Genomic DNA, 22,375 nt, shown 5'->3' on the forward strand with positions numbered 1-22,375 from the left:
GGCTTATACCCGCTTCATTCCTCCTTAGCTCAATTGGCAGAGCATTCGACTGTTAATCGAAGGGTTGCTGGTTCAAGTCCAGCAGGAGGAGCGCGCAGTCCCCGTTCCGGGTTCCGGAACGGGGACTTTTTTATACCCGGAGGGGGTATTGCGCGGCTGGCGGGCACTGGTCCCGCGGCCGATTTCCCTACCGGCAAAACGTTTGCTAATGTCATACCTGCCTCATTCCTCCTTAGCTCAATTGGCAGAGCATTCGACTGTTAATCGAAGGGTTGCTGGTTCAAGTCCAGCAGGAGGAGCGGACAGGTCCCGCGGTCGGTGAAAACCAGCCGCGGGACCTTTTTTATTGCTCCGTTTTTGTTGATCCGGACCCCTGGCGTGGGCGCTTCAATTGCCGGACTCAGACGAAGTACATTTCCACCTGGAGGAAGCGCTGGGCCTCGGCCACGGCGGCCTCGAAGGCCTCCAGCTCCGTGGGGGACTTCCGCGGCTCGCGCGGGTGCCATTCATGCGGCGCCGAGTGCACCTGGGTGAATCCGCCGCCGGGGGGCGCGTAGAAGATGCCGAACCTTTGCACCGGCCATTCGGGGGAAGATTCCGGCGCCACGAGGAGGGCGGAGTCGTACGCCGGGTTGTACCACTGGGCAATCGGGCGGCGGCGGTCTTCGGTGAACAGGCCGGAGGCGTACAGGGCTGCCGACTGCGGACTGGTCTGACTGCACAGACGTTCCCACCACAGGGGCAGAATTCCGGCGTCGCACCGCTGCCAAGTGGCCGGAAGAGGCTGGGGGTCCTGCCTGTGGGGCATGGAATAACTTTATCGCCCGCCGGGGACGTCGAACAGGGTGCGAGTGGACCAGGGCCAGGCGGTGAGGGGTCGCCGTGGTTGCGGTGCCCGGGGGGACATGCTCAGTGCTGGTCCTGGTGCATGGACATAGTGCCAATATGCCCAGTCACGGGCGCCAAGAATGGGCATGTCCCTCCGGGGAGCTGCGACCTGTGGGCATGTCCCGCCGTGGTCCGTTCATTGGGGTAACCGGGGGGACGTGTCCAATGCTGTTGACGTGCCCGGGGGACATGTCCAATGCTGTTGACGTGCCCGGGGGGACATGTCCAATGCTGTTGACGTGCCCGGGGGGACATGTCCAATGCTGGTCTTAGCGCATGGACATAGTGCCAATATGCCCAGCCTCCGGGCGCCAAGAATGGGCATGTCCCGCCGGGGGAGCTGCGACGAGTGGGCATGTCCCGCCGTGGTCCGTTCAGCGAGGCAACCGGGGGGACGTGTCCAATGCTGTTGACGTGCCCGGGCGGACATGCTCAGTGCTGGTCCTGGCGCATGGACATAGTGCCGATATGCCCAGCCCCCGGCGCCAAGAATGGGCATGTCCCGCCGGGGGAGCCGCGAAGAATGGGCATGTCCCGCCGGGGGAGCCGCGAAGGATGGGCATGTCCTGCCGGGGGAGCGGGAGCCCGGCTGGGCCCGGTTACTGGAATGCGGGCACTGTGCTGGGCCGCACCACCAGCCACAGCGCAGCGGCTGCTAGCAGGATGCAAACGGCCTGGACCGCGCCCATGGGGGTTGCGGATTCGATTCCGAGCCAGCCGACCACCGGGGAGACCAGGCCCGCCATCATGAACGTCGCGGCACCAAGCAGGGATGCAGCTGTCCCTGCCTGGGCGCCATGCTTGGCCAGGGCCAGCACCTGCACGGTGGGGAAGGTGAAACCGGCGCCGAGGATGTAGAACCACAGCGGCACCAGGACGCCCCAGAGTCCGAAGCCGAGCTGGTCGAAGATGACAATCAGGACAGCCATGAGGAACATCCAGGCCGTGGAGCAGGCCAGAATCCATTGCGGCGGGACCCGCCTGACGAGTCGTGCGCTGGTCTGGACGCCGGCCACGATGCCGAGGGAGTTGATGCCGAACAGCAGGCCGTACTGCTGGGGCGTGAAGCCGTAGACATTCTGGAACAGGAACGGCGACGCGGAGAGATAGGTGAAGAGGCCCGCGAAGTTCATGCCGCCCACCAGGAGCAGGCCCACGAAGATGCGGTCGGAGAACAGCACTTTGTAGCGCTGGCGTACGGTCAGTCCGGTCTTTCCGCGCAGCTCCGGGGGCAGTGTCTCCCGGATCACGAACACGGCCGCGATGATGACGCAGGTCCCGTAGGCCGCCAGGAACAAGAAGATGCCGGGCCACGGCATCAGCAACAGCAGCTGGGAGCCGATGACCGGGGCCAGGATCGGGGCCAGGCCGTTGACTAGGGCCATCCGCGAGAACATCCGCACCATCGCGTAGCCGCTGAACAGGTCGCGGACCATGGCCATGGCCACAACACCGCCTCCTGCGGCCCCGATGCCCATGAGGACACGGAAGAAACCCAGCGTGGCGATATCCGTGGACTGGGCGGCGCCCAGGGAAGCTGTGATGTGGACCGCCGTTGCGAGGATCAGGGGCATCCGCCGGCCGAACTTGTCGCTCAGCGGCCCCACCACCAACTGTCCCAGTGCGAATCCCACGGTGGTCCCGGTCAGCGTGAGCTGCACGGCGGCCGCGGAAACACCAAGGTTCTCTTCCAGGGCCGGGAACGCCGGCAGGTAGAGATCCACCGTGAACGGTCCGAGGGCGGTCAAAGCGCCGAGCGTCAGGATGTAGAGGAATTTGCGACGGCGGCTCAGGGAATCACCGGGATTGGGGGTGTGCTCACAGAGGTCCATCCTAGGGCCCGCCGGGGCAGCCGGCGGGTGGCTGGGCGGGCGCGCCACGCCTTGCCCGAAAAGGCCTCCCAAGAGCCTAAATGATAGTTTTGACACCGGGGTCTGTGCGAAGCTGTCCAGACCCGGCAAGCCCGCGCGAGCGGATCGACGGATGGCACCAGTTAGGCGGGACCGATGAGCGGACGTCACAGCGGCGGGACAGGCAGGGGGTTGCGCATTTCCGCGCTGCCGCAAACCCTGAAGGTGATCTTCAAACTGGCGCCCCGGCAGCTCACTGACGAGATTGCTCTGGCCAAGGCCGAAATCAAGCGCAAGGGGACGCAGCTCGGTGTTGCCGGTGCCTTCTTCGCCGTCGCCCTGGTCTTCGTTGCGCTTCTGGTGATCGGTCTGATGGTCGCCGCGATCATGGGTCTGGCCACGATCATGCCGGCGTGGCTCGCCGCGTTGCTGGTCTCCGCCGTCTGCCTGATCATCGCCGCGATCGGGGCACTCATCGGGCTGAGGAAGTTCAAGGCGGTCATGCCCCTGGTTCCCGAGGACACACTCCGGGGACTCAGGTACGATCTCGGCATCGCCAAGGAAGGCTCGGCGTTCGACGCACGGGTCCTGGATCCGAACTCCGAACAGTACAAAGCCGCGAAGGCCGCCAAGGAAGCTGCAGCCGCCAAGGCACGGGCGGAAAGGGAAGCCAAGGCTGCCGCGCAGCCCGAGTTGGGGCCCGCCCCCACAGAAGCCGAACTCCGACACCGGCTGGACCAGCGGCGCACGAATCTCACCGGTGCGCGGGACGACCTCGGCCGGGAACTCGACCTCAAGACCCAGGCCCAGACGCTGCTGGCCGCCACCCAGGCCCGGCTGCAGGTCGGCAAAGCGCAGCTCAGTGACAAGATTGCAGGTTTCGGCTCCTCAGCCCGCTCCTCGGCAGGGACGCCCACATCCGCCGACGTGCAGAACCTGGCTGGCCAGCTCAAGGACCGCTGGAAGCCCCTGGCTGTGCTGGCCGCGTCGGCCGCCGCCCTTGCGGTCCTGGTGCGCAGGCTGATGAAGGGCTAGACAGACCCCTGAACCGAAACGCCGAACCGTTGCCGTCCACGGAAGGGGGGAATCGATGAAATTCATCGGCGCTGGCGCCCGCCCCGGGCGACCCCTCGTCCACCGCGACGCGGTCTTCACGGTTCCAAATGTCCTGACCGTGGTGCGCTTCCTTGGTGTTCCGCTCTTCATCTGGCTCGTGCTCTCGGAACACGAGTACGGCTACGGCGCCCTCGTGCTCGCCATCATGGCCGGCACCGACTGGGTGGACGGCTACATCGCCCGCCGCTTCAACCAGATGTCCAACCTCGGGCGAGTCATGGATCCCATTGCCGACAGGCTCTCGCTGATCGCCGTGGCCGTGACCCTCGTGATCGCCGGCGTCGTGGAGTGGTGGTATCTCGTCGCACTGCTGGTCCCGGACGCGGTCCTGCTGGCCCTGTCGCTGTTCTATTTCCACGGCCACCCGGATCTGCCGGTGAGCCGCATCGGAAAGATCCGGACGGGCCTGCTGCTGGTGGGCACGCCGCTGCTGGTGCTGTCCAAACTTCCGGTGCCCGCCGCGAACGTCTACGCCACGGTCGCGTGGATCTTCCTGGGCCTTGGACTCGTGGGGCACTGGATCGCGGCCTACAACTACGTCGGGGCCATTATCGGCAAGGGCAGGCAGCTTCGGGCGCACGACGGCGGCTCCCGCTGATGGTGTGGTTTGCGGTTTCGCTTGCGGTCCTCGGCGCCTTCTGCCTGGCCTTTGGCGCCCAGCGCCAGGGCAGCGCGGTCAAGGCTGATACCGGCGGGCTGGCGCTGAGTACCCACGGCCTGCTGCGGCTCGCGCGCAGTCCGCGCTGGGTTTTCGGGCTCATGCTGCTCTGCGTCGGGATGGCGATGAACGCCGCCGCTCTCGTTATGGCCCCCTTGACAGTGGTGCAGCCGATCGGCGCGATCGCGCTGGTCATCACCACCGTGGTCAACACCAAAGACCAGGGCCTGAGCATGAACCGGGCAACCGTCGTGGCGATCTCGGCCTGCGTGACTGGCTCAGCGCTGTTCGTGCTGCTGGCCGTCAACGCGACCCAAGAGAATCACAACGTCAGTGCCTCGGACGAGCTGACCATCGTGCTGCTCCTGGCCCTGGCCGTGGGGCTCTTCGGCACGCTCGCCGTGCTGTTCAGGCACCGCATGAGCGCCTTCGTCTACATCCTCGGCGCCGGCGTCCTGTTCGGCTTCGTGGCTGTCCTGACCCGGATCATCGGCAGACACCTGCTCGATCCCAACGGACAGTTCCTGCTGAACGTGCCGTGGTACAGCGTCGTGGCGATTATCGCTGCAGGCGCGCTGGGGTCGTGGTTTGTCCAAAACGCCTACTCCGGCGGACCACCGGACCTCGTGATCGCCGGATTGACCGTGATCGACCCCATTGTGGGCATCGCGATCGGCATCGTGATTCTGGGAGAACTGCGCCCAGACGTCCATGCCGTGACGGCTATTGCCATGGGGACCGCCGCATCACTTGCTATCGTGGGAGTCATAGCCCTCTCCAGGCACCACCCGGAAGTCACCAAGCGCAAGAAGGACGCGCGGAAGGCTGCGGGCAGGTCCTAGGGCATCAGTCCAGACTTCGGCTGCAGGCCCGGCGCTCCTGTGCCGACCGCCAGCCGGCCGCCATAGATCCAGCTGTCCGCACAGCGACCACCAGGAGCTCTTCACGTGACCAAGTCCGACAACCAGCCCCCGCTGACCATCCTGATTGCCGCTGACACGTACCCGCCCCACGTCAACGGCGCCGCCCAGTTCGGCTACCGCCTCGCCAAGGGCATGACTGCCCGCGGACACAACGTGCACGTCCTGGCGTGCCGCCCTGGCAAGGGCGCGAGCTACAGCGAGTTCAGCGACGAGGCTACCGTGCACCGCCTGCGCTCCCATTCCGTGCCCACGCACGAGTACTTCCGGGTCACCTTCCCATGGGAGATCAAGAAGGAAATCGGACTCTTGTTCGACCGCATCCAGCCGGACGTCGTGCACATCCAGAGCCACTACATGATCGGCGAGCACGTCCTATACGAGGCCGTGAAGCGTGGCATTCGGGTGGTGGCGACGAACCACTTCATGCCGGAAAACCTGAATCCCTTCCTGCCGTTCCCGCAATGGTTCAAGGACATCATTGGCCGGATCTCCTGGCGGGACATGGGCAAGGTCATGGGCCAGGCCGACGTTGTGACCACACCCACCCCGCTTGCTGCCAAGGCCATGCACCAGCATGCCTTCCTCCGCAAGGTCCTGCCCCTCTCCAACGGCATCGACGCCGCAGCTTACGAGCTGCGTCCCGACGAAACCGTGGAACGGCACGCCAGCCCGACCGTACTATTCGCCGGTCGGCTGGCGGAGGAGAAGCACGTGGACGTGCTGATCGACGCCGTCGCCAAGACGTCGAAGGACCTGGACATCCACCTGGAAATCGTCGGCGGGGGAGAAGTCCGCCCGGCCCTCGATGCCCAGGTCGCCCGGCTCGGACTGACGGACCGGGTCCGGTTCCTTGGCCTGGCCAGCGACGCCGAACTCCGCGAGGCCTACATCAGGGCCGACGTGTTCTGCATGCCCGGCACGGCAGAACTTCAGTCCCTCGTGACCCTGGAAGCGATGTCGGCGTCGACGCCGGTCCTGCTGGCCGACGCTATGGCGCTGCCGCACCTGGTGCGCGACGGGGAGAACGGCTACCTCTTCACACCCAAGGACAGCGATGACCTCGCCGCCAAGCTGACGCGCGTGTTCTCCCTGCCGGACCACGAGCGTGAGGCAATGGGCAAGACCAGCCGCGAAATGGTGGAGAACCACAGCATCGGGCGCACGCTGCAGACATTTGAGGACATCTACCGGGGCGCCAGCTACGACGACCTCGTCGTCTAGGCAGGTTCCGGGTAGGCCGGCTGGGGCCGGCCGCTGGCGTGGGCCGTGCCGACCGGTGGCCGCATGCGCGTGTGATGCGTCTACTATTGCTAGAGTATTTTTGCCCGGAATCAATCCGGCCCCAGTGGGCCGGGTCTGGTTCCGGGCGCAGGGGGCTATAGCTCAGCTGGTTAGAGCGCGGGACTCATAATCCTAAGGTCCTCGGTTCAAGTCCGAGTAGCCCTACAATTCTGCGGAACCCTCCTCATCCAGGGTCCGCACCACGGGAGCCGTGGCTGACGTTCGACGTCGGCCCCGGCTCCTTTCTTGTCGGGCCCGGTGCTTGCGGGCGACACCAGACTGCGATATGTTACTGGTGAGTAACATAGCGCTGGCGCGAAGCCCGCGTCCTTTTGGTCGCCGCTGATCACGAGTGAAGGAACATCATGCCCAAAACTGCAATCGACATCCATAACCTGCCCTACGCCGACGGCGACTTCTTCGCGTTCGAGCAGGTGCTCAGCGCCAAGGAGCAGGACAGGCTGGCCGAGGTCCGCGAGTTCCTCACCCGCGAGGTCAGGCCGATCGCCGTCGATTGCTGGAATCGCGCGGAGTTCCCCATGGAGCTGATCCCGAAGCTTGCCGAAATCGACCTGGTCAGCCCGGTCAGGAGGCAGGGCTACTCGAACCTCTTCGCCGGAATCCTGCACGCCGAAGCCACCCGCGCGGACACGTCCATCGCGACGTTCATGGGCGTCCATGACGGGCTCTTCACCGGATCCATCGAAGCCCTTGCTTCCAAGGAGCAGCAGGACGCGTGGCTTCCCGAGATCTACTCGCTCAAGAAGATCGGTGCCTTCGGCCTCACTGAGCCCCTTGGCGGCTCCGACGTCGCCGGCGGCACGCGCACCACGGCGCGGCGCGATGGCGGGAACTGGATCCTCAACGGAGCCAAGCGCTGGATCGGCAACGCCACCTTCTCCGACTGGGTGGTCATTTACGCCCGCGACGTCGAAGACAACCAGGTCAAGGGTTTCCTCGTCGACACCAAGACCGAGGGGTACAGCGCCGTGAAGATCGAGAACAAGATCTCGCTTCGCACGGTCCAGAACGCCGACATCACGCTCGATAACGTGGTGGTGCCAGACTTCTTCAAGCTCGCCAACGCCAACAGCTTCCGCGACACCAACAAGGTCCTCAAGGTCACCCGCCTCGCCGTGGCCTGGCAGGCGGTGGGCCAGCAGCTCGCGGCCTTCGACGTCGCCCGGCGCTACGCCGTGGAGCGCAGCCAGTTCGGCCGCCCGATTGCCTCCTTCCAGTTGGTCCAGCACCAGCTCGTGCAGATCCTCGGCAACGCGGTCAGCTCCATGGGCATGATGGTGAGGCTGTCCCAGTTGGAGGACGCGGGGGAGGCGAAGGACGAGCAGTCCGCCCTGGCCAAGGCGTTCACCACCGCGCGCATGCGCGAAAGTGTGGCCCTGGGCCGGAGCATCCTCGGCGGCAACGGAATCGTGACGGATTTCGAGATGGCCAAGGTCTTCGCGGACGCCGAAGCCATCTATTCCTACGAGGGCACGCACGAGATCAACACCCTGGTCACCGGCCGGGCGATCACGGGAATTTCCGCGATCGTCTGATGCGCGCCGAATAGCCGCCGCAACTGCCAGGGTCCAAACACGGGGGAGCCGTTCATCAAGGGCCGGCCTAAAGGGGCTGGAGCAGGACAGAAGGTCTCAGGTCCATCACGAACGCCAGCGGGTTGACGTATTCTTCGCCTCGGCGGACGCCCCAATGAAGGCAGGGCGGCGCCGGACCGCAGTGGCCGGCCTGTACCTGCCCCAGGACGTCGCCCTCTGCCACGGCGGACCCCGCCGTCAGTGAACTCGCCACCGGCTCGAAACTGCTGCGCAGCCCGTTGCCGTGATCGATGGTGATGACCGGCCGGTCCACCACCGTCCCGACAAAGCTCACCGTCCCGGCTGCCGGCGAGATGAGCGGGGCACCATCATGTGCCGCTTCAATATCGACACCGCGGTGACCGCTGAGCCACGGCCTGGCCGGGGGATCGAAGGCGCGCAGTACCGCTGGCCTCGGGCTGAGCGGCCAGCTCCAGGCCGGCGCCGGGTCCGGCCCTGCCCTCGGGGATCCCCGGTCGGTGAAAATTGAAACCCGAGTGGAAATTGAAACCTGGGCGGAAGCCGAAACCCGGGCGGCCGTGGCGACGGAATCTGCTGGGAGGGGCGACAGTGATAGGAGCAATGCTGCAAGGCCGGGGGAGAAGTTCATGGCCCCAGCCTGCCCCGGCGGCGCGCCGGGCGGAATCTTCCACGATGGCTATGTGGAAAAGCCTTTGACGCGGACGGAAGGGGCCGGCGCCCCAGCCTCAAGCCTCCCGGCCGGCCGCTGTTCCGGGCGCCGCGAAAGGTGCTCGACGGGGCCACGATGAATTCCGCCCTGACCGGGATACCGCCACGACGGGCGTTGGCGCCCCAGCCTCATGCCCGTCCGGCCGCCACAACGGGCGCCGCGGGAGGTGCTCACCGACGCCCGCCAGAGTCCCGGAACCCGGCCCCGCAGCCCCGCGAAATCCGTCCTTCCTGGCGGGGGCGCTGTAGTACACTTGGTGGAGCAGTTTGCTGTGCCCTCACGCTTGTACGTCGCGATAATTCGTGATTGTCCGGGCCGGCACGCCTCATTCAGGGGTGCGGGGGAGCAGGAGCTGACTACGCGTATCCAGCCCTCCTCAAAAGAAGCCTGAAACTTCCGATGCGGAGGACTGCGCCTCCTGCGGTCCGTTCCTTCGGGTACGGATGGGAAGCGCAGTGGATGCCAGGAGCAACGCCCGCCCCGGGCGAATGCTAAACAACCGTCAACTATTGGCAGGGTAAGAGAGCCATGGGCTCTCTCATGAATGACCTGCCGGAAGGAGCGTCGGCATGCCCGTCGTAACTATGCGCCAGCTGCTTGACAGCGGCGTCCACTTTGGACACCAGACCCGCCGTTGGAACCCGAAGATGAAGCGCTTCATCTTCACGGAGCGCAACGGTATCTACATCATTGACCTGCAGCAGTCGCTGTCCTACATCGACCGTGCCTACGAGTTCGTGAAGGCCACCGTTGCACACGGCGGCACCGTTCTCTTCGTCGGCACCAAGAAGCAGGCGCAGGAATCCATCGCGGAGCAGGCCACCCGCGTTGGCCAGCCGTACGTCAACCAGCGTTGGCTCGGCGGTATGCTGACCAACTTCCAGACGGTCTCCAAGCGCATCCAGCGCATGAAGGAACTCGAAGAGATCGACTTCGACGACGTCGCCGGTTCGGCTTACACCAAGAAGGAACTGCTGCTCCTTCGCCGCGAACTCACCAAGCTGGAAACCAACCTCGGTGGTATCCGCAACCTGACCAAGGCGCCGTCCGCGCTGTGGATCGTTGACACCAAGAAGGAACACCTTGCTGTCGATGAAGCCAAGAAGCTGAACATCCCGGTTGTGGCCATCCTGGACACCAACTGCGATCCCGACGAAGTCGACTTCCCGATCCCGGGTAACGACGACGCCATCCGCTCCGTCAACCTGCTGACCCGCGTTGTCGCCGACGCCGTTGCCGAGGGCCTCATCGCCCGCAACCAGCGCGCCACCGGCACCACGGAAGCTCCGGAAGAGCCGCTGGCCGAGTGGGAGCGCGAGCTCCTCGAAGGCAACAAGGCTGAAGCTGCTGCAGCGCCCGCCGCTGAGGCTGCACCGGCTGCTGAAGAGGCACCCGCCGCTGAAGCTGCCCCGGCTGCTGAAGAGGCACCCGCCGCTGAAGCTGCCCCGGCTGCTGAAGCTGCCCCGGCTGCCGACGAAGCCAAGTAGTCAGACAAGTAAATCTGGATCTCCCCAGATGCGCTCAGCTGCATAGGGGGTACCGACAGGATGGCCGCTCACTCGGTGAGCAGCCGTCCTGTCGGTCCGTACACCACATAAATTTCTAGACAGAGGGGTTCACATGGCGAACTACACTGCCGCTGATATCAAGGCTCTTCGCGAGCGCACCGGCGCCGGCATGATGGATGTCAAGAAGGCTCTTGACGAAGCCAACGGTGACGCCGAGAAGGCCATCGAAATCATCCGCATCAAGGGCCTGAAGGGCGCCACCAAGCGCGAAGGCCGCTCCACCGCTGAAGGCCTGGTTGCTGCCAAGGTCGCCAACGGCGTCGGCGTGATGATCGAAGTCAACTGCGAGACCGACTTTGTGGCCAAGGCCGACAAGTTCATCCAGCTGGCGGACAAGGTCCTGGCCGTGGCCGTCGAGTCCGGCGCTGCCGACCTCGAGACCCTGCTGGCCACCGACGTCGACGGCAAGCCGCTGTCCGAGGTCGTCATTGAAGAGGGCGCCGTTCTGGGCGAGAAGGTTGTTGTCCGCCGCATCTCCCGCATCGAGGGCGCTACGGTCGACGCTTACCTGCACAAGACCTCCAAGGATCTGCCGGCCCAGGTCGGCGTGCTGTTTGCTGTTGACGGCGAAGGCGAAGCAGCTGCCACCGCAGCCCACGACGTCGCCGTTCACATCGCTGCGATGTCCCCGAACTACCTCTCCCGCGAGGATGTTCCGGCCGAGCTCGTCGAGTCCGAGCGCCGCATCGCCGAGGAAACCGCCAAGGCCGAGGGCAAGCCCGAAGCTGCGATGACCAAAATCGTCGAAGGCCGCGTCACCGGCTTCTACAAGGGCGAGGTTCTCCTCGACCAGGCATTCGCTAAGGATGCCAAGAAGTCTGTCGCCCAGGTCCTCGAAGAGGCCGGCGTCAAGGGAACCGCCTTCACGCGCTTCCGCGTCGGTTCCTAGTCAGAGACTAGCCAGACACCAGTCAGGCAATAGCCAGGCACGCTAAGGGGGTGGTCACCACGGTGGCCACCCCTTTTGCATGCACGCGCGAGGCACGGTTCCGGTCACGGCCGGAATGCCGCCTTGGGCGCCCAGCACGATAACCTAACTCAGAGTTCACCAACGGGAAGGCACCATGGAAACCGTCACCACTTCAGCCCAGCCAAAGAAGAACAGGCGCCGCGTCCTCTTGAAGCTCTCCGGCGAGGTCTTCGGCGGCGGGAAACTTGGCGTTGACCCGGATACCGTCCGCGGCGTGGCCAAACAGATCGCCGCCGCAGTCCCCGACGTCGAGGTCGCAATCGTCGTCGGGGGAGGCAACTTCTTCCGCGGCGCCGAACTGTCCCAGAGCGGCATGGACCGCTCCCGCGCCGACTACATGGGCATGCTCGGAACCGTCATGAACTGCCTCGCCCTCCAGGACTTCCTGGAGCAGGCCGGGGTGGAAACGCGGGTGCAGAGCGCCATCACCATGGGCCAGGTCGCCGAGGCCTACATTCCCCGCCGCGCCATCCGCCACATGGAAAAGGGCCGGGTTGTCATCTTCGGCGCCGGCGCCGGCCTACCTTACTTCTCGACGGACACCGTCGCGGCCCAGCGCGCCATGGAGGTCCACGCCGACGTCGTCCTGATGGCCAAGAGCGGCGTCGACGGCGTCTACACCGCCGACCCGAAGAAGGACCCGACGGCGGAGAAGCTGCACCGCCTCAGTTACGACGACGCCCTCCGCCGCGACATCCGCGTAATGGACCAGACCGCGATGACCATGTGCAAGGACAACAACCTCACGATGGTGGTCTTCGGCATGGAAGGCGAGGGCAACGTCACCCGCGCCATCCTGGGCGAAGACCTGGGCACCGTCGTCACGCCGTAGCAACGGCTAGGATGTTTTCAGGACCTTCCGCCGCCAGGCGGGAAGACACAGGCGCCAGGCGGAAGACGCAGGCGCCAGGCGGAAGACACAGGCGCACAAGAAGACGTGCCGCGCCCCGGCCCCCGGGACGCACCAATTTCTGAGGAGAGACCGTGATCGAAGAAACCTTGCTCGAAGCCGGGGACAAGATGGACAAGGCAGTTGAGGTAGCCAAGGAAGACTTCGCCTCGATCCGGACCGGCCGCGCGACGCCTGGCCTGTACAACAAGGTCATCGTGGAGTACTACGGCACGCCGACGCCGCTGCAGCAGCTGGCCTCCTTCGCGGTCCCGGATGCCCGCACCATCCTCGTCACCCCGTACGACAAGACGGCCCTGCGTGACATCGAACGCGCCTTGAGCGACTCCGAGGTGGGTGCCAACCCCTCCAACGACGGCAACGTCATCCGGATCACCATTCCCGAGCTGACCAGCGAACGGCGCAAGGAATACGTCAAGATCGTCAAGTCCAAGGGTGAGGACGCGAAGGTGTCCATCCGCAACATCCGCCGCAAGGCCAAGGAAACGCTGGACAAGCTCGTCAAGGACGGCGACGCCGGCGAAGACGAAGGCGCACGCGGCGAGAAGGAACTCGACGCCATGACCAAGGCGCACGTGGACGGGATTGACGAGCTGCTCAAGCGCAAGGAAGCTGAGCTGCTCGAGGTCTGATGGATCCGGCAAAGGAGGCCTCCGGGCCAAGCGCCCGGAGGCGGGGGAAGCAACGCGAAAACCCGACGCCCAAAGCGGGCCGGAACCTGCCCGCCGCCGTCGGGGTGGGCGTGGGCATGCTCGTGTGCGTCCTCGGCGGTCTGCTGTTCCTCCCGCTCGGCTTCGTCCTGGTGACCGCCACTTTCGCGATCTTCGGTGTCTGGGAAATCTACCGTGCGCTGGAGGCCGCAGGCACCCGACTGCCGATCGTCCCCGTGATGGTCGGCACGGTCGGCATGCCGATCGCCGCCTACTTCGGCGGCCTCGAAAGCCTGCTCTTTGCCATGCTCGTCAGCAGCGTGGCGGTGCTGTTGTGGCGGACCCTGGAAGGCGCTGCCGGTTCAGCCCGGAGCATCTTCGCGGGGGTCTTCACCCTGTCCTGGGTGCCGTTCCTGATCAGCTTTGCGGCGCTGCTGCTGCACACCGCCGACGGCGAGACGCCGGTGGGCCTGTGGCCTGACGGGGTGATCCCGCAGGGGGCGTGGCAGATCGCGACCCTGCTGCTCCTCGTGGTGGCCAACGACACCTTCGGCTACCTCGTGGGCGCATCCCTGGGCAAGCATCCGATGGCTCCCAAGATCAGCCCCAAGAAGACCTGGGAAGGCTTCGCCGGTTCGATCGCCGGGGCCGTCATCGTGGGCGTGCTCGCCATGGTCTTCGTGCTGGGCGAGCCGTGGTGGTTCGGCGTCGTGCTCGCTGTGGGCATGGTGGCAGCCGCCACCGCCGGCGACCTCGCCGAATCGATGGTGAAGCGCGAGCTCGGCATCAAGGATATGAGCAGCATCCTCCCCGGTCACGGGGGCGTCATGGACCGTCTGGACTCGATTGTCTTCGCCTCGCCGGTGGCGTTCATCCTGTTCTCGGCCCTCGTTGGCGCCTAGAAGCACCGGACCAGCACTTCCGGCGCCTAGAATGGTGCCGAACAAACCAGCCGAACGGCATCAAAGGAACAAAGTAACAGTGGACATTCAACGGCAGATTCCTGCGTCTTTCGACCGCGTGCAGCGGAACCAGTATGGCTACAACGCCAGGCAGGTCGACGATTTCCTGCAGCGCGCCCGGGTGTCATTTGAAGCTCCGTCCTCGGCCGCCCGCGCAATCAAGAGCTCTGACGTCCGCGCCGTGTCCTTCGATCCCGTGAAGGGCGGCTACACTGCGGCCGGCGTGGACGCCGCGCTGGACCGGCTCGAAGACGCCTTGGCCCGGCGGGAGCGCGATGAGCTGGTTGCCGAACGCGGCGAGGAAGCCTGGCTCCGTGAAATCGGCCGGCTCGCGGGCGTCCTGCGCGGACGCCTGCATCGCCCGGACGGCCAGCGCTTCCGCCGCCCGTCCAAGCCCAAGGCCCGCAGCTACAACACCACCGACGTTGACGATTTGTGCCAGGAGCTGATCAGCTACCTCGAGGAAGACCAGCCGCTGAGCGTGGACAACGTCCGGCGTGCCGTATTCCGCCCCGCTGTGGGCCGGGAGGGCTACGAGGAAAGCCAGGTCGACGCGTTCCTGGAGCGCGCCGTCGAGCTCATGGCGGCCATCGACTAAGCACGCCCGACGCCGGGTCACCGTTCCGTCGCGAGCGGCCGTTCCGGGGTGTGCAGCCGGGTCATGATGCGCGTCATGGTCCGCGGCACGCGGCCCCGCGTGGCCCGGGAGATCAGGACCGTGACGGCGAACGCCGTCGGAACCGTCCAGGCGGCGGGCTGCGCCAGCCACGACGGCGTTTGGGCAGCGCCCAGCACCGAGCCGGCCACCATCGCGCTGCCGCAGAGCACGCCGCCGGTTGCCATGCCGGCGATTGCCCCGGCGTCCGTCAGTCCCCGCCACCAGATGCCCAGCAGCAGGACCGGGCAGATGGTGGACGCGGTAAAGGCAAACACGAGCCCCACGCTGCCGGCCAGCGCCAGCGATTCGGTCATCGACGCGATTCCCAGCGGGACTATGGCCGAGATCAGCGCCGCCAGCCGGAAGCCCCCGACACTGCCGCCGAACACGTCCTGGCTGATCACGCCCGCCAGGGAGACCACCAGGCCGGATGTCGTCGACAGGAACGCCGCAAACGCCCCGGCCACCACGAGCGCCGTCAGCAGGTCGCCGGCCATCCCGCCGATCATCCGGCCGGGCAGCAGCAGCACCAGCGCATCGGCCTGGCCGCTCTGGGCAAGGGCGGGGGCAAACATGCGGCCGAGCATGCCATACGCCGTCGGGAACAGGTAGAAGACCGAGAGCAGGCCCAGGACAATCAGGGTGGTCCGCCGGGCGGACTGGCCGTCCGGATTGGTATAGAAACGGACCAGCACGTGCGGGAGACCGAGTGTTCCAAAGAGCAGGGCCACGAGCAGCGATATGATCTGATACGGGCCCGCGGGGGCCAGCGCCGTCGGATTGGCTGTACTGGTCGGCGGCGACTCCGACGCAGCATATTCGCCGCCGCCCAGCACAAACAGCAGGAACACGATTGGCATCGCCAGCGCGGTCAGCTTGAGCCAGTACTGGAACGCCTGGACGAACGTAATGGAACGCATCCCGCCCGCCACCACAGTGATGCAGACGACCCCGACCACCGCCACCGGGCCTACCCAGGCCGGCAGGCCCGTGGTGATCCGGATTGCCAGGGCCGCGCCGTGGAGCTGCGGGACGATGTAGAGCCAGCCGACCAGGACTACCACCAGGCTTGTGACGCGGCGGACGGCACGCGAATCGAGGCGCGCCTCGGTGAAATCGGGAATCGTGTAGGCGCCGGAGCGGCGCAGGGGAGCGGCGACGAACAGGAGCAGCATCAGGAAGCCGGCCGTGTAACCCACCGGATACCACAGGGCATCAGTGCCGGAGAGCAGGATCAGTCCGGCGACACCAAGGAAACTCGCGGCGGAGAGGTACTCGCCGCCGATCGCCGAGGCATTCCACCACGGCTTGACCGTCCGGGAAGCCACGTAGAAGTCCCCGGTGGTGCGGGAGACCCGCAACCCGTAGAAACCGATGACGGCCGTGGCGAGCGAGACCGCGGCGAACGCCGCCACCCCGACGACGGGGTTCACGTTCCGCTCACCCGGGACGTCAGCTGTCCGGTCTTGTCCCTCACTTGTCGCCGGCGAGGTCCCGGTAGCGGGCCTCGTTCCTGGCGGCGGTCCGCACGTACAGCCAGGCGCTGAGACCGATCACAGGATAGATTCCGGCACCCAGCAGGACCCAGTCGAAAGGCAAACCGGCAATGGTGGAGTCCGACAGACCCGGGACCAGCCAGAGCATGAGCGGGAAGGCGAGCAGAATCAGCAGGAAACCCAGGCCCACCACGAGGCCCAGCCGGAGCTGGGACCGGATGAGTGAGCGGACGAACAACGCTCCGGCATCGGATTCCTCGGCCACCACGTGCGGGGCCGCCGCGGAGCGGCCGCCGGTCAGGCCGGCGCCGTTTGGCGTGACGTTGCGTGGCGCCGTGACCCGGACCCGCGTCATGCCTGCGGCCGGATACGGCTTGCTTCGAACTTTTCCCGGACCGCCGGCAGGTGCCGGCGGCTGATGGGCAGTTCGGCTCCGGCCACGGTCACGCTGGGCCGCGCCGCGGCAAGCTTCATGTGGCTGATGTGGCTCAGCGCGGTCAGGTAGGAGCGGTGGATGCGGAGGAAACCGGCGTCGGCCCACTGCTGTTCGAGGTCGGCCAGCGGAACCCTGATGAGGTAGCTCGCCTCCGCAGTGTGCAGCCGGGCGTAGTCGCCCTGCGCCTGGACGTGCGTGACGTCTTCGCGCCGGATCATCTTGGTGGTCCCGCCCAGGTCCACGGTGATCATTTCAGGCGCGGGGGCACCGTCCTTGAGCAGTTCGCTGATGCGGCCGATCGATTTCGCCAGACGTTCGGCGCGGACGGGCTTGAGGAGGTAGTCCACGGCCGCGAGCTCGAAGGCCTCCAGCGCGCAGTCCTCGTCCGCGGTCACGAAGACCACGGCGGGAGGGCGGGCGCTGCGGGCAATGACCCGGGCTATGTCCAGCCCTGACAGCGCCGGCATGTGGATGTCGAGGAAGACGGCGTCGACTACTTCGGCCTCGAGCGCCCGGAGGGCCTCGGCGCCGGAGGAGGCACGGTGAATGGCGCCGATCCGGTCATCCTTGCCGAGCAGGAAGGCCAGTTCCTCGACGGCGGGGAGCTCGTCGTCGGCGACGAGGACGTTAATCATGGCTCTAGCCTACTGCCGCAGCCATTTTGTCCGGATCACGCGGCTGGCGCAGCGACCTGTCACTCTCGAAGCTGATTCGAGCAGCACTGCTTGCTGGCCGAACCGGGTTCCGGCCGTCAGTCGACATTTACAGCCCAGATTGCTGATCCGGTACACAATTGCATGAATACACGCTTGGATGTACTTTGAGCTCATGGAAACCCTCACGCACGCCCCGGTGCTGGCCCGGTTCGGCTACGCGGTTTCGGATCCGACCCGGGCCCGGATTCTCTTGGCGCTGGCCACCGAATCTGCCTACCCGTCCGATCTGGCTGATTCCCTCGGGGTCTCACGTCAGAGCATGTCCAATCACCTGACCTGTCTTCGCGGCTGCGGCCTGGTGGTGGCTGTTCCGGATGGCCGGCGGAGCCGGTACGAACTCGCCGACGCCCGGCTGGGCCACGCCATCACGGACCTGCTCGGCGTGGTGCTGGACGTTGACCCGGCCTGCTGCGCACCTGACGGGACGTGCCTGGTATGACCACGGCACTCCAGCCCGCACCCGCCGCCTCCCGGCGCGCCGTGCTGAGTCGGCGGATCCGGTTGTTCGCCGCCGCGACCATCACCTACAACATTATTGAAGCCGTCGTTGCGCTCTGGGCCGGGAATGTCGCGGACTCCTCAGCACTGATCGGTTTCGGTCTCGACTCGGTGATCGAGGTCGCGTCCGCGGTCGCTCTGTCCTGGCAGTTTTCCGCCACGGACCCTGAACGGCGCGAACACCTGACCCTGCGGATCATCGCGCTCTCCTTCTTCGCCCTCGCCGCGTTCGTCACGGTGGACTCGGTCCGGTCCCTGACCGGCGGCGGCGAAGCGCAGCCCTCGACACCGGGCATCGTGATCGCGGCCCTGAGCCTGGCCATCATGCCGGTCCTGTCCCGGCTTCAGCGCCGGGCCGGACGGGAACTCGGATCCAAGACCGCGGTTGCAGATTCCAAGCAGACCCTGCTGTGCACGTACCTCTCCGCGGTCCTGCTGGTGGGACTGGTGGTGAACAGCACGCTGGGCTGGTGGTGGGCCGACGCCGCCGCAGCCCTGGTCATCGCCGGGATCGCCGTCCGGGAAGGCGTCAACGCCTGGCGCGGCGACGTCTGCTGCACCGTCCCGCACAGCCACGATGCCCACGGTGCCGCAACGGACGGTTGCTGCGCCGCACCTGAAATGGGCGCGGGCGGGAACCACGACGGCGGCCGGGCCGGTTCGGACGCCCCCTTATCACCGAAGCGGGACGCCGATGCGGCCGAGGCTACCGGCTGCTGCGAAGGCTGCGCCGCCAGTCCTGAACCGCAGCCCGTCGGCCTGTCCCTGGGCCCCAGGAACCGCTGAGCCATGGACTACGAACTGCGCACCATCCCGGGCTGCCCGAACAGCGGCCCGGCCCTGGAAGTGTTCCGTCAAGCCCTGGCAGCCGAAGGACAAGACACCGGACGCGTAACGGTCCGTGAGGTAACGTCCGAGGACGAGGCCGAGGCGCTGCGGTTCCACGGTTCACCGTCGTTCATCGCGGACGGACGGGACTTGTTTCCTGCCGAGTCCGCACCTGCCCTGAGCTGCCGCGTGTATCCCTCGGAGGACAGGATGGCCGGGCTTCCCTCCGCCGAATTGTTGCGCACCGCCGTGCGTGGCGTCGCCTCAGACGCATGAGCGATCGGGGCAGTCCGTGCTGGACTGCCCCGCCGGTCAGCATGTCTTGGCCCCGACACTCACAGTGGAGGTACCTATGAGCGGACATGGCCACGGCCACGTCCCGGGCCTGTGGATTACCGCCGTCATGCTCTTTTGGCGGCTGATCCCGCTACGAAACGAGCCTCTCCGCAACGCTGTTATGGCCCAATCAAGGACACCGTAGGACCGCAAGCACCCGGCGCCCGTCCAGCAGAACGCCTAAGAGAACGGCTCCCAGCGCCCGCGGCGTTTGGTGCCGGCGACTTCGGTCAAAATGACGGTTGGTGCAGACGACTTCGAACGCTTCGGTGTCCGGAGTCGCCTGATCCGCCCCGTAAGTCCGCAGGACCCAGTGGAGGCGACTGCGACCCTTTGCCCAAACCCGTGCCCTGGCCGGGCGTCGCCCCGATTTACTCCCTTTACGCGGAGTCTTCTGGATCCTCGTTATTAGCGATCTCCTCAACCCAGTCGAGGATCTCATCTGGATAGAACAGGCCCGGTTGAGTGTCATCTTCGCCCGCCTGTTTCACCGCTACCGGGCCTCCTACAGCGGCGACCTCATTCGCCACTCTCTCCGGCACGGCGGCGCCGTTGTTGGCGATCAGCCACTCTCGCGTTGCAGGCTGTAGTTTTGACCACCACTGCTCGTTGCTCATCATCAAAGTGTGCGATTCTCCGCCGTGGAACGGAAGCCAGAGACCCATGACCCAAACTGACTGGGTGGCGGCCGTCCTGCGTCGCAAATGGACCGCTGTAGCAGGACGTCGTTCGCCGGATTTGGGCCAATCACCGCTGCAAGCTGGACGGAGAATCCGTCGAACGCATCAGGAACAGGCAGTTGGCTTAGCCATTCCCTGGCGTCGTCCACGGACGTGAAATATCCGTGGGGACAATCCTGAGCCCGCAGCAAGGCCGCGGCCATCACCCGGTCAACGACGGTGGCCCCGACCAGCGCCACAGCGGACACGAAACGCTGCCCCAACAGCGTCACCCTGGCCCCGGGACTCATGCACACGTCCGTAATCTCGACCACCATCGGCTGCAGACTGGTACTTGTCACGGCCTGCACGGCCGCGACGACGGATTCAGCGTCAGCGGCAGAGACCGTGGTGCCCGGCGTCCATCTCAGGTGGAATGTGCCTTCCGCATCCACGTCCAACGTTGTATTTGCGCAGGTCAGTGCGATTTCGACCATGGATCCCCCTGTATCTTTTGACGAGGGTATCCCAATACGCCATATGAAGGTGACGATCTAATCCTCTCGCGGTCCTGCGCCGCAGGGATCACGTCCACCGCTCCCAGTAGTTGTCTGCGGCTTGAAGAAATCTCCGCCTGCTGGTCCTTTCCCCGAACAGGGGGCAGCTGGCTGGAGATCCTAAGGGGCCGGAAGCCTCGTTGTCTGGAGCGAAGGTGATTGCTAGCAGACGGCCGATAATCCCTCTCACCCGCCATGGCCGGAGCGGCGCGGCCTTCGGAGGCCATAAACAAGACCTCAGCATCAGCAGCCGAGAGTATGCCGATGACGACCCGTGCAAGCTTCACTCTGTCCTGGCCGGGCGGGCCAGGGATGACTTTCTCCCGGGCGGATTCCGCGGGTGCGTGCCCGGCCCCGGCGCTTGGGTGCAGGGGCTGATTAGCCCTCGCACTCGATGCAGTAGGCGTGGCCGTTCTTCTGGCGGGCGAGCTGGGAGCGGTGCCGGACGAGGAAACAGGAATAGCAGGTGAACTCGTCCGCTGCCTGCGGGATCACCTGGATGATCAGTTCCTCACCGGAGAGGTCCGCGCCGGGCAGTTCCACCCCGTCCACGGTGTCGGCTTCGTCGAGCTCGAGCACGACGCTGCGCGCGTCGGGGCTGTTCGCGGACTTCAGGGCTTCGAGGGAGGCGTTGCGGGATTCCGCGACGTCGGGCCGAACTTCGTCATAATCGGTTGCCACGGTGTTGCTGCTCTTTTCTCTGGTTGACGCATCAGGCGCACAGTAGAACGCCCGGGCCGGGCATTTTGTGCCCGCCGGTGACGTGCATCCATTATTTTGGATCCACGCCAGGGATGAATTGGGAAACTCTTGAGGATGACAGTCAGGGGTCGGAGTCGGGCGTCGGCGTCCGGCGCCGGAGTCAGGCGTCGTGCCGGGGCTGGGACTTGGGGACGCGCATCGTGATCAACGTGCCTTCGCCTGGCGCCGTCTCAATCACGAGGCCGTTCTCGTCCCCGTACACCTGCCGCAGGCGGGCGTCGACATTGCCCAGCCCCACGTGCTCGCCGTCGCTGTGCCCGGCAAGTACGGAGCGCAGCTGGTCCGGGTCCATGCCCACTCCGTCGTCCTCGATCGTGACCTCGGCGAATGCGCCGGAGTCGTTCGCCGTGATGGAGATGTGGCCCGGTCCCTCCTTGGCCTCGAGCCCGTGCCGGACCGCGTTTTCCACCAGCGGCTGCAGGCTTAGGAAGGGGATCACCGTGCTGAGGACCTCCGGTGCGATCCGCAGGCTGACCTGAACGCGGTCGCCGAACCGGGCCCGTTCCAGGAGCAGGTAGCGGTCGATGCAGCGCAGCTCCTCGGCCAGGGTGGTGAAGTCGCCGTGGCGGCGGAAGGAGTAGCGGGTGAAGTCGGCGAACTCCACCACGAGCTCGCGGGCGCGTACCGGATCCGTGTTGATGAAGGAGGCGATCGCGTTGAGCGAGTTGTAGATGAAGTGCGGGCTGATCTGGGCGCGGAGGGCCCGGACCTCCGCCTCCATCAAGAGGGTGCGGGAGGCGTCGAGCTCGGCCAGTTCCACTTGGGTGGCCACCCAGTCGGCCACCTCGCCGGTGGCACGGACCAGTCCGGCGCCGGCGGCCGGCGCGAAGGCGGCGACCACGCCGACCACCCGGGCACCGGCTTTGATCGGGGCGATCACGACGGCGCGCTCCACCTCCGGCGTCAGCGTCGGCCCGCCGTCGCCTGCGGCTTGCAACTGTAGTTCGCCCGCCGGAATCACGGCGAGATGGGCGCCGTCGAGCACTTTGGCCGCGAGCCTCATCAGGGCCGGCTTGAGTTCCTCGCCGGCGCCGTCCCAGGCGAGCACGCCGGTTGTGTCGGTGATGGCCAGGGCGTCGCAGCCCAGCAGGCTGCGCAACTGCTTGCTGGCCTTGGCCGCGCCGGCCGGGTTCAGGCCGGTGCGCAGGTACTGGCCGGCGCGGGAGGCGGCGTGCAGCGTCGTGTAGGTGGCCCGCTCCGCGTCGGTGCCGAGGTCCCGGAAGGAGCGGAGGACCTTGAGTCCCGCGGCGACGACGGCCGTGATTGCCAAGGCAATCACCGCGGCTGCGGCGGCGGTGAGCAGGGGAGAGTCCGGCATGGTGCCAGCCTACCGTCGTGTCCGTCTCGGCTTCTTGGGGCACCGTTTG

General features: G+C 66.1%; 24 protein-coding genes and 3 tRNA genes. 17 read left to right on the forward strand and 10 right to left on the reverse strand.

Annotation, left to right across the window (positions count from 1 at the left end; genetic code table 11):
- Nucleotides 1–18: 18 nt before the first annotated feature.
- Nucleotides 19–91, forward strand: a tRNA-Asn gene (locus tag BLQ10_RS01400).
- A gap of 135 nt (nucleotides 92–226) precedes the next feature.
- Nucleotides 227–299: transfer RNA gene (locus tag BLQ10_RS01405), tRNA-Asn, on the forward strand.
- 101 nt (nucleotides 300–400) lie between these two features.
- Here BLQ10_RS01405 and BLQ10_RS01410 read toward each other — a convergent pair.
- Entirely contained in the window at nucleotides 401–808 is a 408-nt protein-coding gene (locus BLQ10_RS01410) for a hypothetical protein (protein ID WP_091557437.1), read from the reverse strand.
- Between the two features lie 679 nt (nucleotides 809–1,487).
- Entirely contained in the window at nucleotides 1,488–2,720 is a 1,233-nt protein-coding gene (locus tag BLQ10_RS01415) for a multidrug effflux MFS transporter (protein WP_091557439.1), read from the reverse strand.
- 174 nt (nucleotides 2,721–2,894) lie between these two features.
- Between BLQ10_RS01415 and BLQ10_RS01420 the strand changes: the two genes are divergently transcribed.
- The 6 genes from BLQ10_RS01420 to BLQ10_RS01445 all read left to right on the forward strand — a co-directional run bounded on the left by BLQ10_RS01420 (nucleotide 2,895) and on the right by BLQ10_RS01445 (nucleotide 8,272).
- Nucleotides 2,895–3,773: a phage holin family protein gene (locus BLQ10_RS01420; RefSeq protein ID WP_091557442.1), complete on the forward strand. Its 879-nt coding sequence runs from the start codon at nucleotides 2,895–2,897 to the stop codon at nucleotides 3,771–3,773.
- A gap of 55 nt (nucleotides 3,774–3,828) precedes the next feature.
- Nucleotides 3,829–4,452, forward strand: a complete 624-nt coding sequence (locus BLQ10_RS01425) for a CDP-alcohol phosphatidyltransferase family protein (protein ID WP_091557444.1) — start codon at nucleotides 3,829–3,831, stop codon at nucleotides 4,450–4,452.
- Complete coding sequence (locus BLQ10_RS01430; RefSeq protein WP_091557446.1) at nucleotides 4,452–5,354, forward strand: DMT family transporter; 903 nt, start codon at nucleotides 4,452–4,454, stop codon at nucleotides 5,352–5,354. Before BLQ10_RS01425 ends, BLQ10_RS01430 begins: the two co-directional genes overlap by 1 nt.
- A gap of 105 nt (nucleotides 5,355–5,459) precedes the next feature.
- Nucleotides 5,460–6,656 (forward strand): glycosyltransferase, encoded by a 1,197-nt coding sequence (locus BLQ10_RS01435; RefSeq protein WP_091557447.1) that lies wholly within the window; start codon nucleotides 5,460–5,462, stop codon nucleotides 6,654–6,656.
- Nucleotides 6,657–6,807: 151 nt separating this feature from the next.
- Nucleotides 6,808–6,881 (forward strand) — tRNA-Ile (locus tag BLQ10_RS01440).
- A gap of 200 nt (nucleotides 6,882–7,081) precedes the next feature.
- On the forward strand, nucleotides 7,082–8,272 hold the full coding sequence (locus BLQ10_RS01445; RefSeq protein WP_091557450.1) for an acyl-CoA dehydrogenase family protein: 1,191 nt from the start codon (nucleotides 7,082–7,084) through the stop codon (nucleotides 8,270–8,272).
- A gap of 67 nt (nucleotides 8,273–8,339) precedes the next feature.
- On the opposite strand, the gene BLQ10_RS01450 is transcribed toward BLQ10_RS01445, so the two are convergent.
- Nucleotides 8,340–8,921 carry a M23 family metallopeptidase gene (locus tag BLQ10_RS01450; protein WP_091557453.1) on the reverse strand — a complete coding sequence of 194 codons (582 nt, stop codon included), beginning with the start codon at nucleotides 8,919–8,921 and terminating at the stop codon, nucleotides 8,340–8,342.
- A gap of 650 nt (nucleotides 8,922–9,571) precedes the next feature.
- Between BLQ10_RS01450 and rpsB the strand changes: the two genes are divergently transcribed.
- The 6 genes from rpsB to BLQ10_RS01480 all read left to right on the forward strand — a co-directional run bounded on the left by rpsB (nucleotide 9,572) and on the right by BLQ10_RS01480 (nucleotide 14,660).
- A complete protein-coding gene (gene rpsB / locus BLQ10_RS01455; protein WP_091557454.1) occupies nucleotides 9,572–10,489 on the forward strand; it encodes a 30S ribosomal protein S2 in 918 nt (305 codons plus the stop codon).
- A gap of 133 nt (nucleotides 10,490–10,622) precedes the next feature.
- Nucleotides 10,623–11,459 (forward strand): translation elongation factor Ts, encoded by an 837-nt coding sequence (gene tsf, locus BLQ10_RS01460; RefSeq protein WP_091557457.1) that lies wholly within the window; start codon nucleotides 10,623–10,625, stop codon nucleotides 11,457–11,459.
- Between the two features lie 175 nt (nucleotides 11,460–11,634).
- Nucleotides 11,635–12,372 (forward strand): UMP kinase, encoded by a 738-nt coding sequence (gene pyrH, locus BLQ10_RS01465; RefSeq protein WP_090576522.1) that lies wholly within the window; start codon nucleotides 11,635–11,637, stop codon nucleotides 12,370–12,372.
- A gap of 152 nt (nucleotides 12,373–12,524) precedes the next feature.
- Nucleotides 12,525–13,082, forward strand: coding sequence for a ribosome recycling factor (gene frr, locus BLQ10_RS01470; RefSeq protein ID WP_018774548.1), 558 nt, complete (start codon nucleotides 12,525–12,527; stop codon nucleotides 13,080–13,082).
- The gene (locus BLQ10_RS01475; protein WP_091557460.1) at nucleotides 13,082–14,002 is read left to right on the forward strand and encodes a phosphatidate cytidylyltransferase; all 921 of its coding nucleotides are present in this window, start codon (nucleotides 13,082–13,084) and stop codon (nucleotides 14,000–14,002) included. The genes frr and BLQ10_RS01475 overlap by 1 nt, the downstream gene beginning before the upstream one ends.
- Before the next feature lie 31 nt (nucleotides 14,003–14,033).
- Nucleotides 14,034–14,660 carry a DivIVA domain-containing protein gene (locus BLQ10_RS01480; RefSeq protein WP_091557461.1) on the forward strand — a complete coding sequence of 209 codons (627 nt, stop codon included), beginning with the start codon at nucleotides 14,034–14,036 and terminating at the stop codon, nucleotides 14,658–14,660.
- A gap of 17 nt (nucleotides 14,661–14,677) precedes the next feature.
- Here BLQ10_RS01480 and BLQ10_RS01485 read toward each other — a convergent pair whose 3' ends face one another.
- Genes BLQ10_RS01485 through BLQ10_RS01495 form a run of 3 tightly spaced genes read right to left on the reverse strand, consistent with a single transcriptional unit; the run spans nucleotide 14,678 to nucleotide 17,287 of the window.
- Nucleotides 14,678–16,153: a sodium/solute symporter gene (locus BLQ10_RS01485; RefSeq protein ID WP_091557464.1), complete on the reverse strand. Its 1,476-nt coding sequence runs from the start codon at nucleotides 16,151–16,153 to the stop codon at nucleotides 14,678–14,680.
- Between the two features lie 40 nt (nucleotides 16,154–16,193).
- The gene (locus tag BLQ10_RS01490; RefSeq protein WP_091557466.1) at nucleotides 16,194–16,571 is read right to left on the reverse strand and encodes a DUF485 domain-containing protein; all 378 of its coding nucleotides are present in this window, start codon (nucleotides 16,569–16,571) and stop codon (nucleotides 16,194–16,196) included.
- Nucleotides 16,568–17,287, reverse strand: coding sequence for a LytR/AlgR family response regulator transcription factor (locus BLQ10_RS01495; RefSeq protein WP_091557469.1), 720 nt, complete (start codon nucleotides 17,285–17,287; stop codon nucleotides 16,568–16,570). Before BLQ10_RS01495 ends, BLQ10_RS01490 begins: the two co-directional genes overlap by 4 nt.
- Before the next feature lie 193 nt (nucleotides 17,288–17,480).
- Here BLQ10_RS01495 and BLQ10_RS01500 point away from each other — a divergent pair, with 193 nt between their 5' ends.
- From BLQ10_RS01500 to BLQ10_RS01510, 3 genes are read left to right on the forward strand one after another with little or no spacing between them, the layout of a single operon-like run.
- Nucleotides 17,481–17,807 carry an ArsR/SmtB family transcription factor gene (locus tag BLQ10_RS01500; RefSeq protein ID WP_091557939.1) on the forward strand — a complete coding sequence of 109 codons (327 nt, stop codon included), beginning with the start codon at nucleotides 17,481–17,483 and terminating at the stop codon, nucleotides 17,805–17,807.
- Nucleotides 17,804–18,652, forward strand: a complete 849-nt coding sequence (locus BLQ10_RS01505) for a cation efflux transmembrane domain-containing protein (protein ID WP_091557471.1) — start codon at nucleotides 17,804–17,806, stop codon at nucleotides 18,650–18,652. The genes BLQ10_RS01500 and BLQ10_RS01505 overlap by 4 nt, the downstream gene beginning before the upstream one ends.
- Nucleotides 18,653–18,655: 3 nt before the next feature.
- A complete protein-coding gene (locus BLQ10_RS01510) occupies nucleotides 18,656–18,970 on the forward strand; it encodes a hypothetical protein (protein ID WP_091557474.1) in 315 nt (104 codons plus the stop codon).
- Between the two features lie 440 nt (nucleotides 18,971–19,410).
- Here BLQ10_RS01510 and BLQ10_RS01515 read toward each other — a convergent pair whose 3' ends face one another.
- The 4 genes from BLQ10_RS01515 to BLQ10_RS01530 form a co-directional block, all read right to left on the reverse strand.
- Nucleotides 19,411–19,647 (reverse strand): hypothetical protein, encoded by a 237-nt coding sequence (locus BLQ10_RS01515; protein ID WP_091557941.1) that lies wholly within the window; start codon nucleotides 19,645–19,647, stop codon nucleotides 19,411–19,413.
- A 2-nt stretch (nucleotides 19,648–19,649) separates the two neighbouring features.
- Nucleotides 19,650–20,186 carry a DUF7793 family protein gene (locus tag BLQ10_RS01520; protein WP_091557476.1) on the reverse strand — a complete coding sequence of 179 codons (537 nt, stop codon included), beginning with the start codon at nucleotides 20,184–20,186 and terminating at the stop codon, nucleotides 19,650–19,652.
- Nucleotides 20,187–20,624: 438 nt separating this feature from the next.
- Nucleotides 20,625–20,927 (reverse strand): DUF4193 domain-containing protein, encoded by a 303-nt coding sequence (locus tag BLQ10_RS01525; protein ID WP_091557479.1) that lies wholly within the window; start codon nucleotides 20,925–20,927, stop codon nucleotides 20,625–20,627.
- Between the two features lie 181 nt (nucleotides 20,928–21,108).
- Nucleotides 21,109–22,326 (reverse strand): sensor histidine kinase, encoded by a 1,218-nt coding sequence (locus tag BLQ10_RS01530; protein ID WP_091557482.1) that lies wholly within the window; start codon nucleotides 22,324–22,326, stop codon nucleotides 21,109–21,111.
- Nucleotides 22,327–22,375: the final 49 nt, after the last annotated feature.

The organism is Arthrobacter sp. ok362 (assembly GCF_900102785.1).
Taxonomy (GTDB): Bacteria; Actinomycetota; Actinomycetes; order Actinomycetales; family Micrococcaceae; genus Arthrobacter.

Coding starts and splice junctions, on each gene's coding strand:
- BLQ10_RS01410 (WP_091557437.1), bottom strand. CDS start 808: ATGCCCCACAGGCAGGACCCCCAGCCTCTTCCGGCCACTTGGCAGCGG.
- BLQ10_RS01415 (WP_091557439.1), bottom strand. CDS start 2,720: ATGGACCTCTGTGAGCACACCCCCAATCCCGGTGATTCCCTGAGCCGC.
- BLQ10_RS01420 (WP_091557442.1), top strand. CDS start 2,895: ATGAGCGGACGTCACAGCGGCGGGACAGGCAGGGGGTTGCGCATTTCC.
- BLQ10_RS01425 (WP_091557444.1), top strand. CDS start 3,829: ATGAAATTCATCGGCGCTGGCGCCCGCCCCGGGCGACCCCTCGTCCAC.
- BLQ10_RS01430 (WP_091557446.1), top strand. CDS start 4,452: ATGGTGTGGTTTGCGGTTTCGCTTGCGGTCCTCGGCGCCTTCTGCCTG.
- BLQ10_RS01445 (WP_091557450.1), top strand. CDS start 7,082: ATGCCCAAAACTGCAATCGACATCCATAACCTGCCCTACGCCGACGGC.
- BLQ10_RS01450 (WP_091557453.1), bottom strand. CDS start 8,921: ATGAACTTCTCCCCCGGCCTTGCAGCATTGCTCCTATCACTGTCGCCC.
- rpsB (WP_091557454.1), top strand. CDS start 9,572: ATGCCCGTCGTAACTATGCGCCAGCTGCTTGACAGCGGCGTCCACTTT.
- tsf (WP_091557457.1), top strand. CDS start 10,623: ATGGCGAACTACACTGCCGCTGATATCAAGGCTCTTCGCGAGCGCACC.
- pyrH (WP_090576522.1), top strand. CDS start 11,635: ATGGAAACCGTCACCACTTCAGCCCAGCCAAAGAAGAACAGGCGCCGC.
- BLQ10_RS01475 (WP_091557460.1), top strand. CDS start 13,082: ATGGATCCGGCAAAGGAGGCCTCCGGGCCAAGCGCCCGGAGGCGGGGG.
- BLQ10_RS01480 (WP_091557461.1), top strand. CDS start 14,034: ATGGTGCCGAACAAACCAGCCGAACGGCATCAAAGGAACAAAGTAACA.
- BLQ10_RS01490 (WP_091557466.1), bottom strand. CDS start 16,571: ATGACGCGGGTCCGGGTCACGGCGCCACGCAACGTCACGCCAAACGGC.
- BLQ10_RS01495 (WP_091557469.1), bottom strand. CDS start 17,287: ATGATTAACGTCCTCGTCGCCGACGACGAGCTCCCCGCCGTCGAGGAA.
- BLQ10_RS01500 (WP_091557939.1), top strand. CDS start 17,481: ATGGAAACCCTCACGCACGCCCCGGTGCTGGCCCGGTTCGGCTACGCG.
- BLQ10_RS01505 (WP_091557471.1), top strand. CDS start 17,804: ATGACCACGGCACTCCAGCCCGCACCCGCCGCCTCCCGGCGCGCCGTG.
- BLQ10_RS01510 (WP_091557474.1), top strand. CDS start 18,656: ATGGACTACGAACTGCGCACCATCCCGGGCTGCCCGAACAGCGGCCCG.
- BLQ10_RS01515 (WP_091557941.1), bottom strand. CDS start 19,647: ATGAGCAACGAGCAGTGGTGGTCAAAACTACAGCCTGCAACGCGAGAG.
- BLQ10_RS01520 (WP_091557476.1), bottom strand. CDS start 20,186: ATGGTCGAAATCGCACTGACCTGCGCAAATACAACGTTGGACGTGGAT.
- BLQ10_RS01530 (WP_091557482.1), bottom strand. CDS start 22,326: ATGCCGGACTCTCCCCTGCTCACCGCCGCCGCAGCCGCGGTGATTGCC.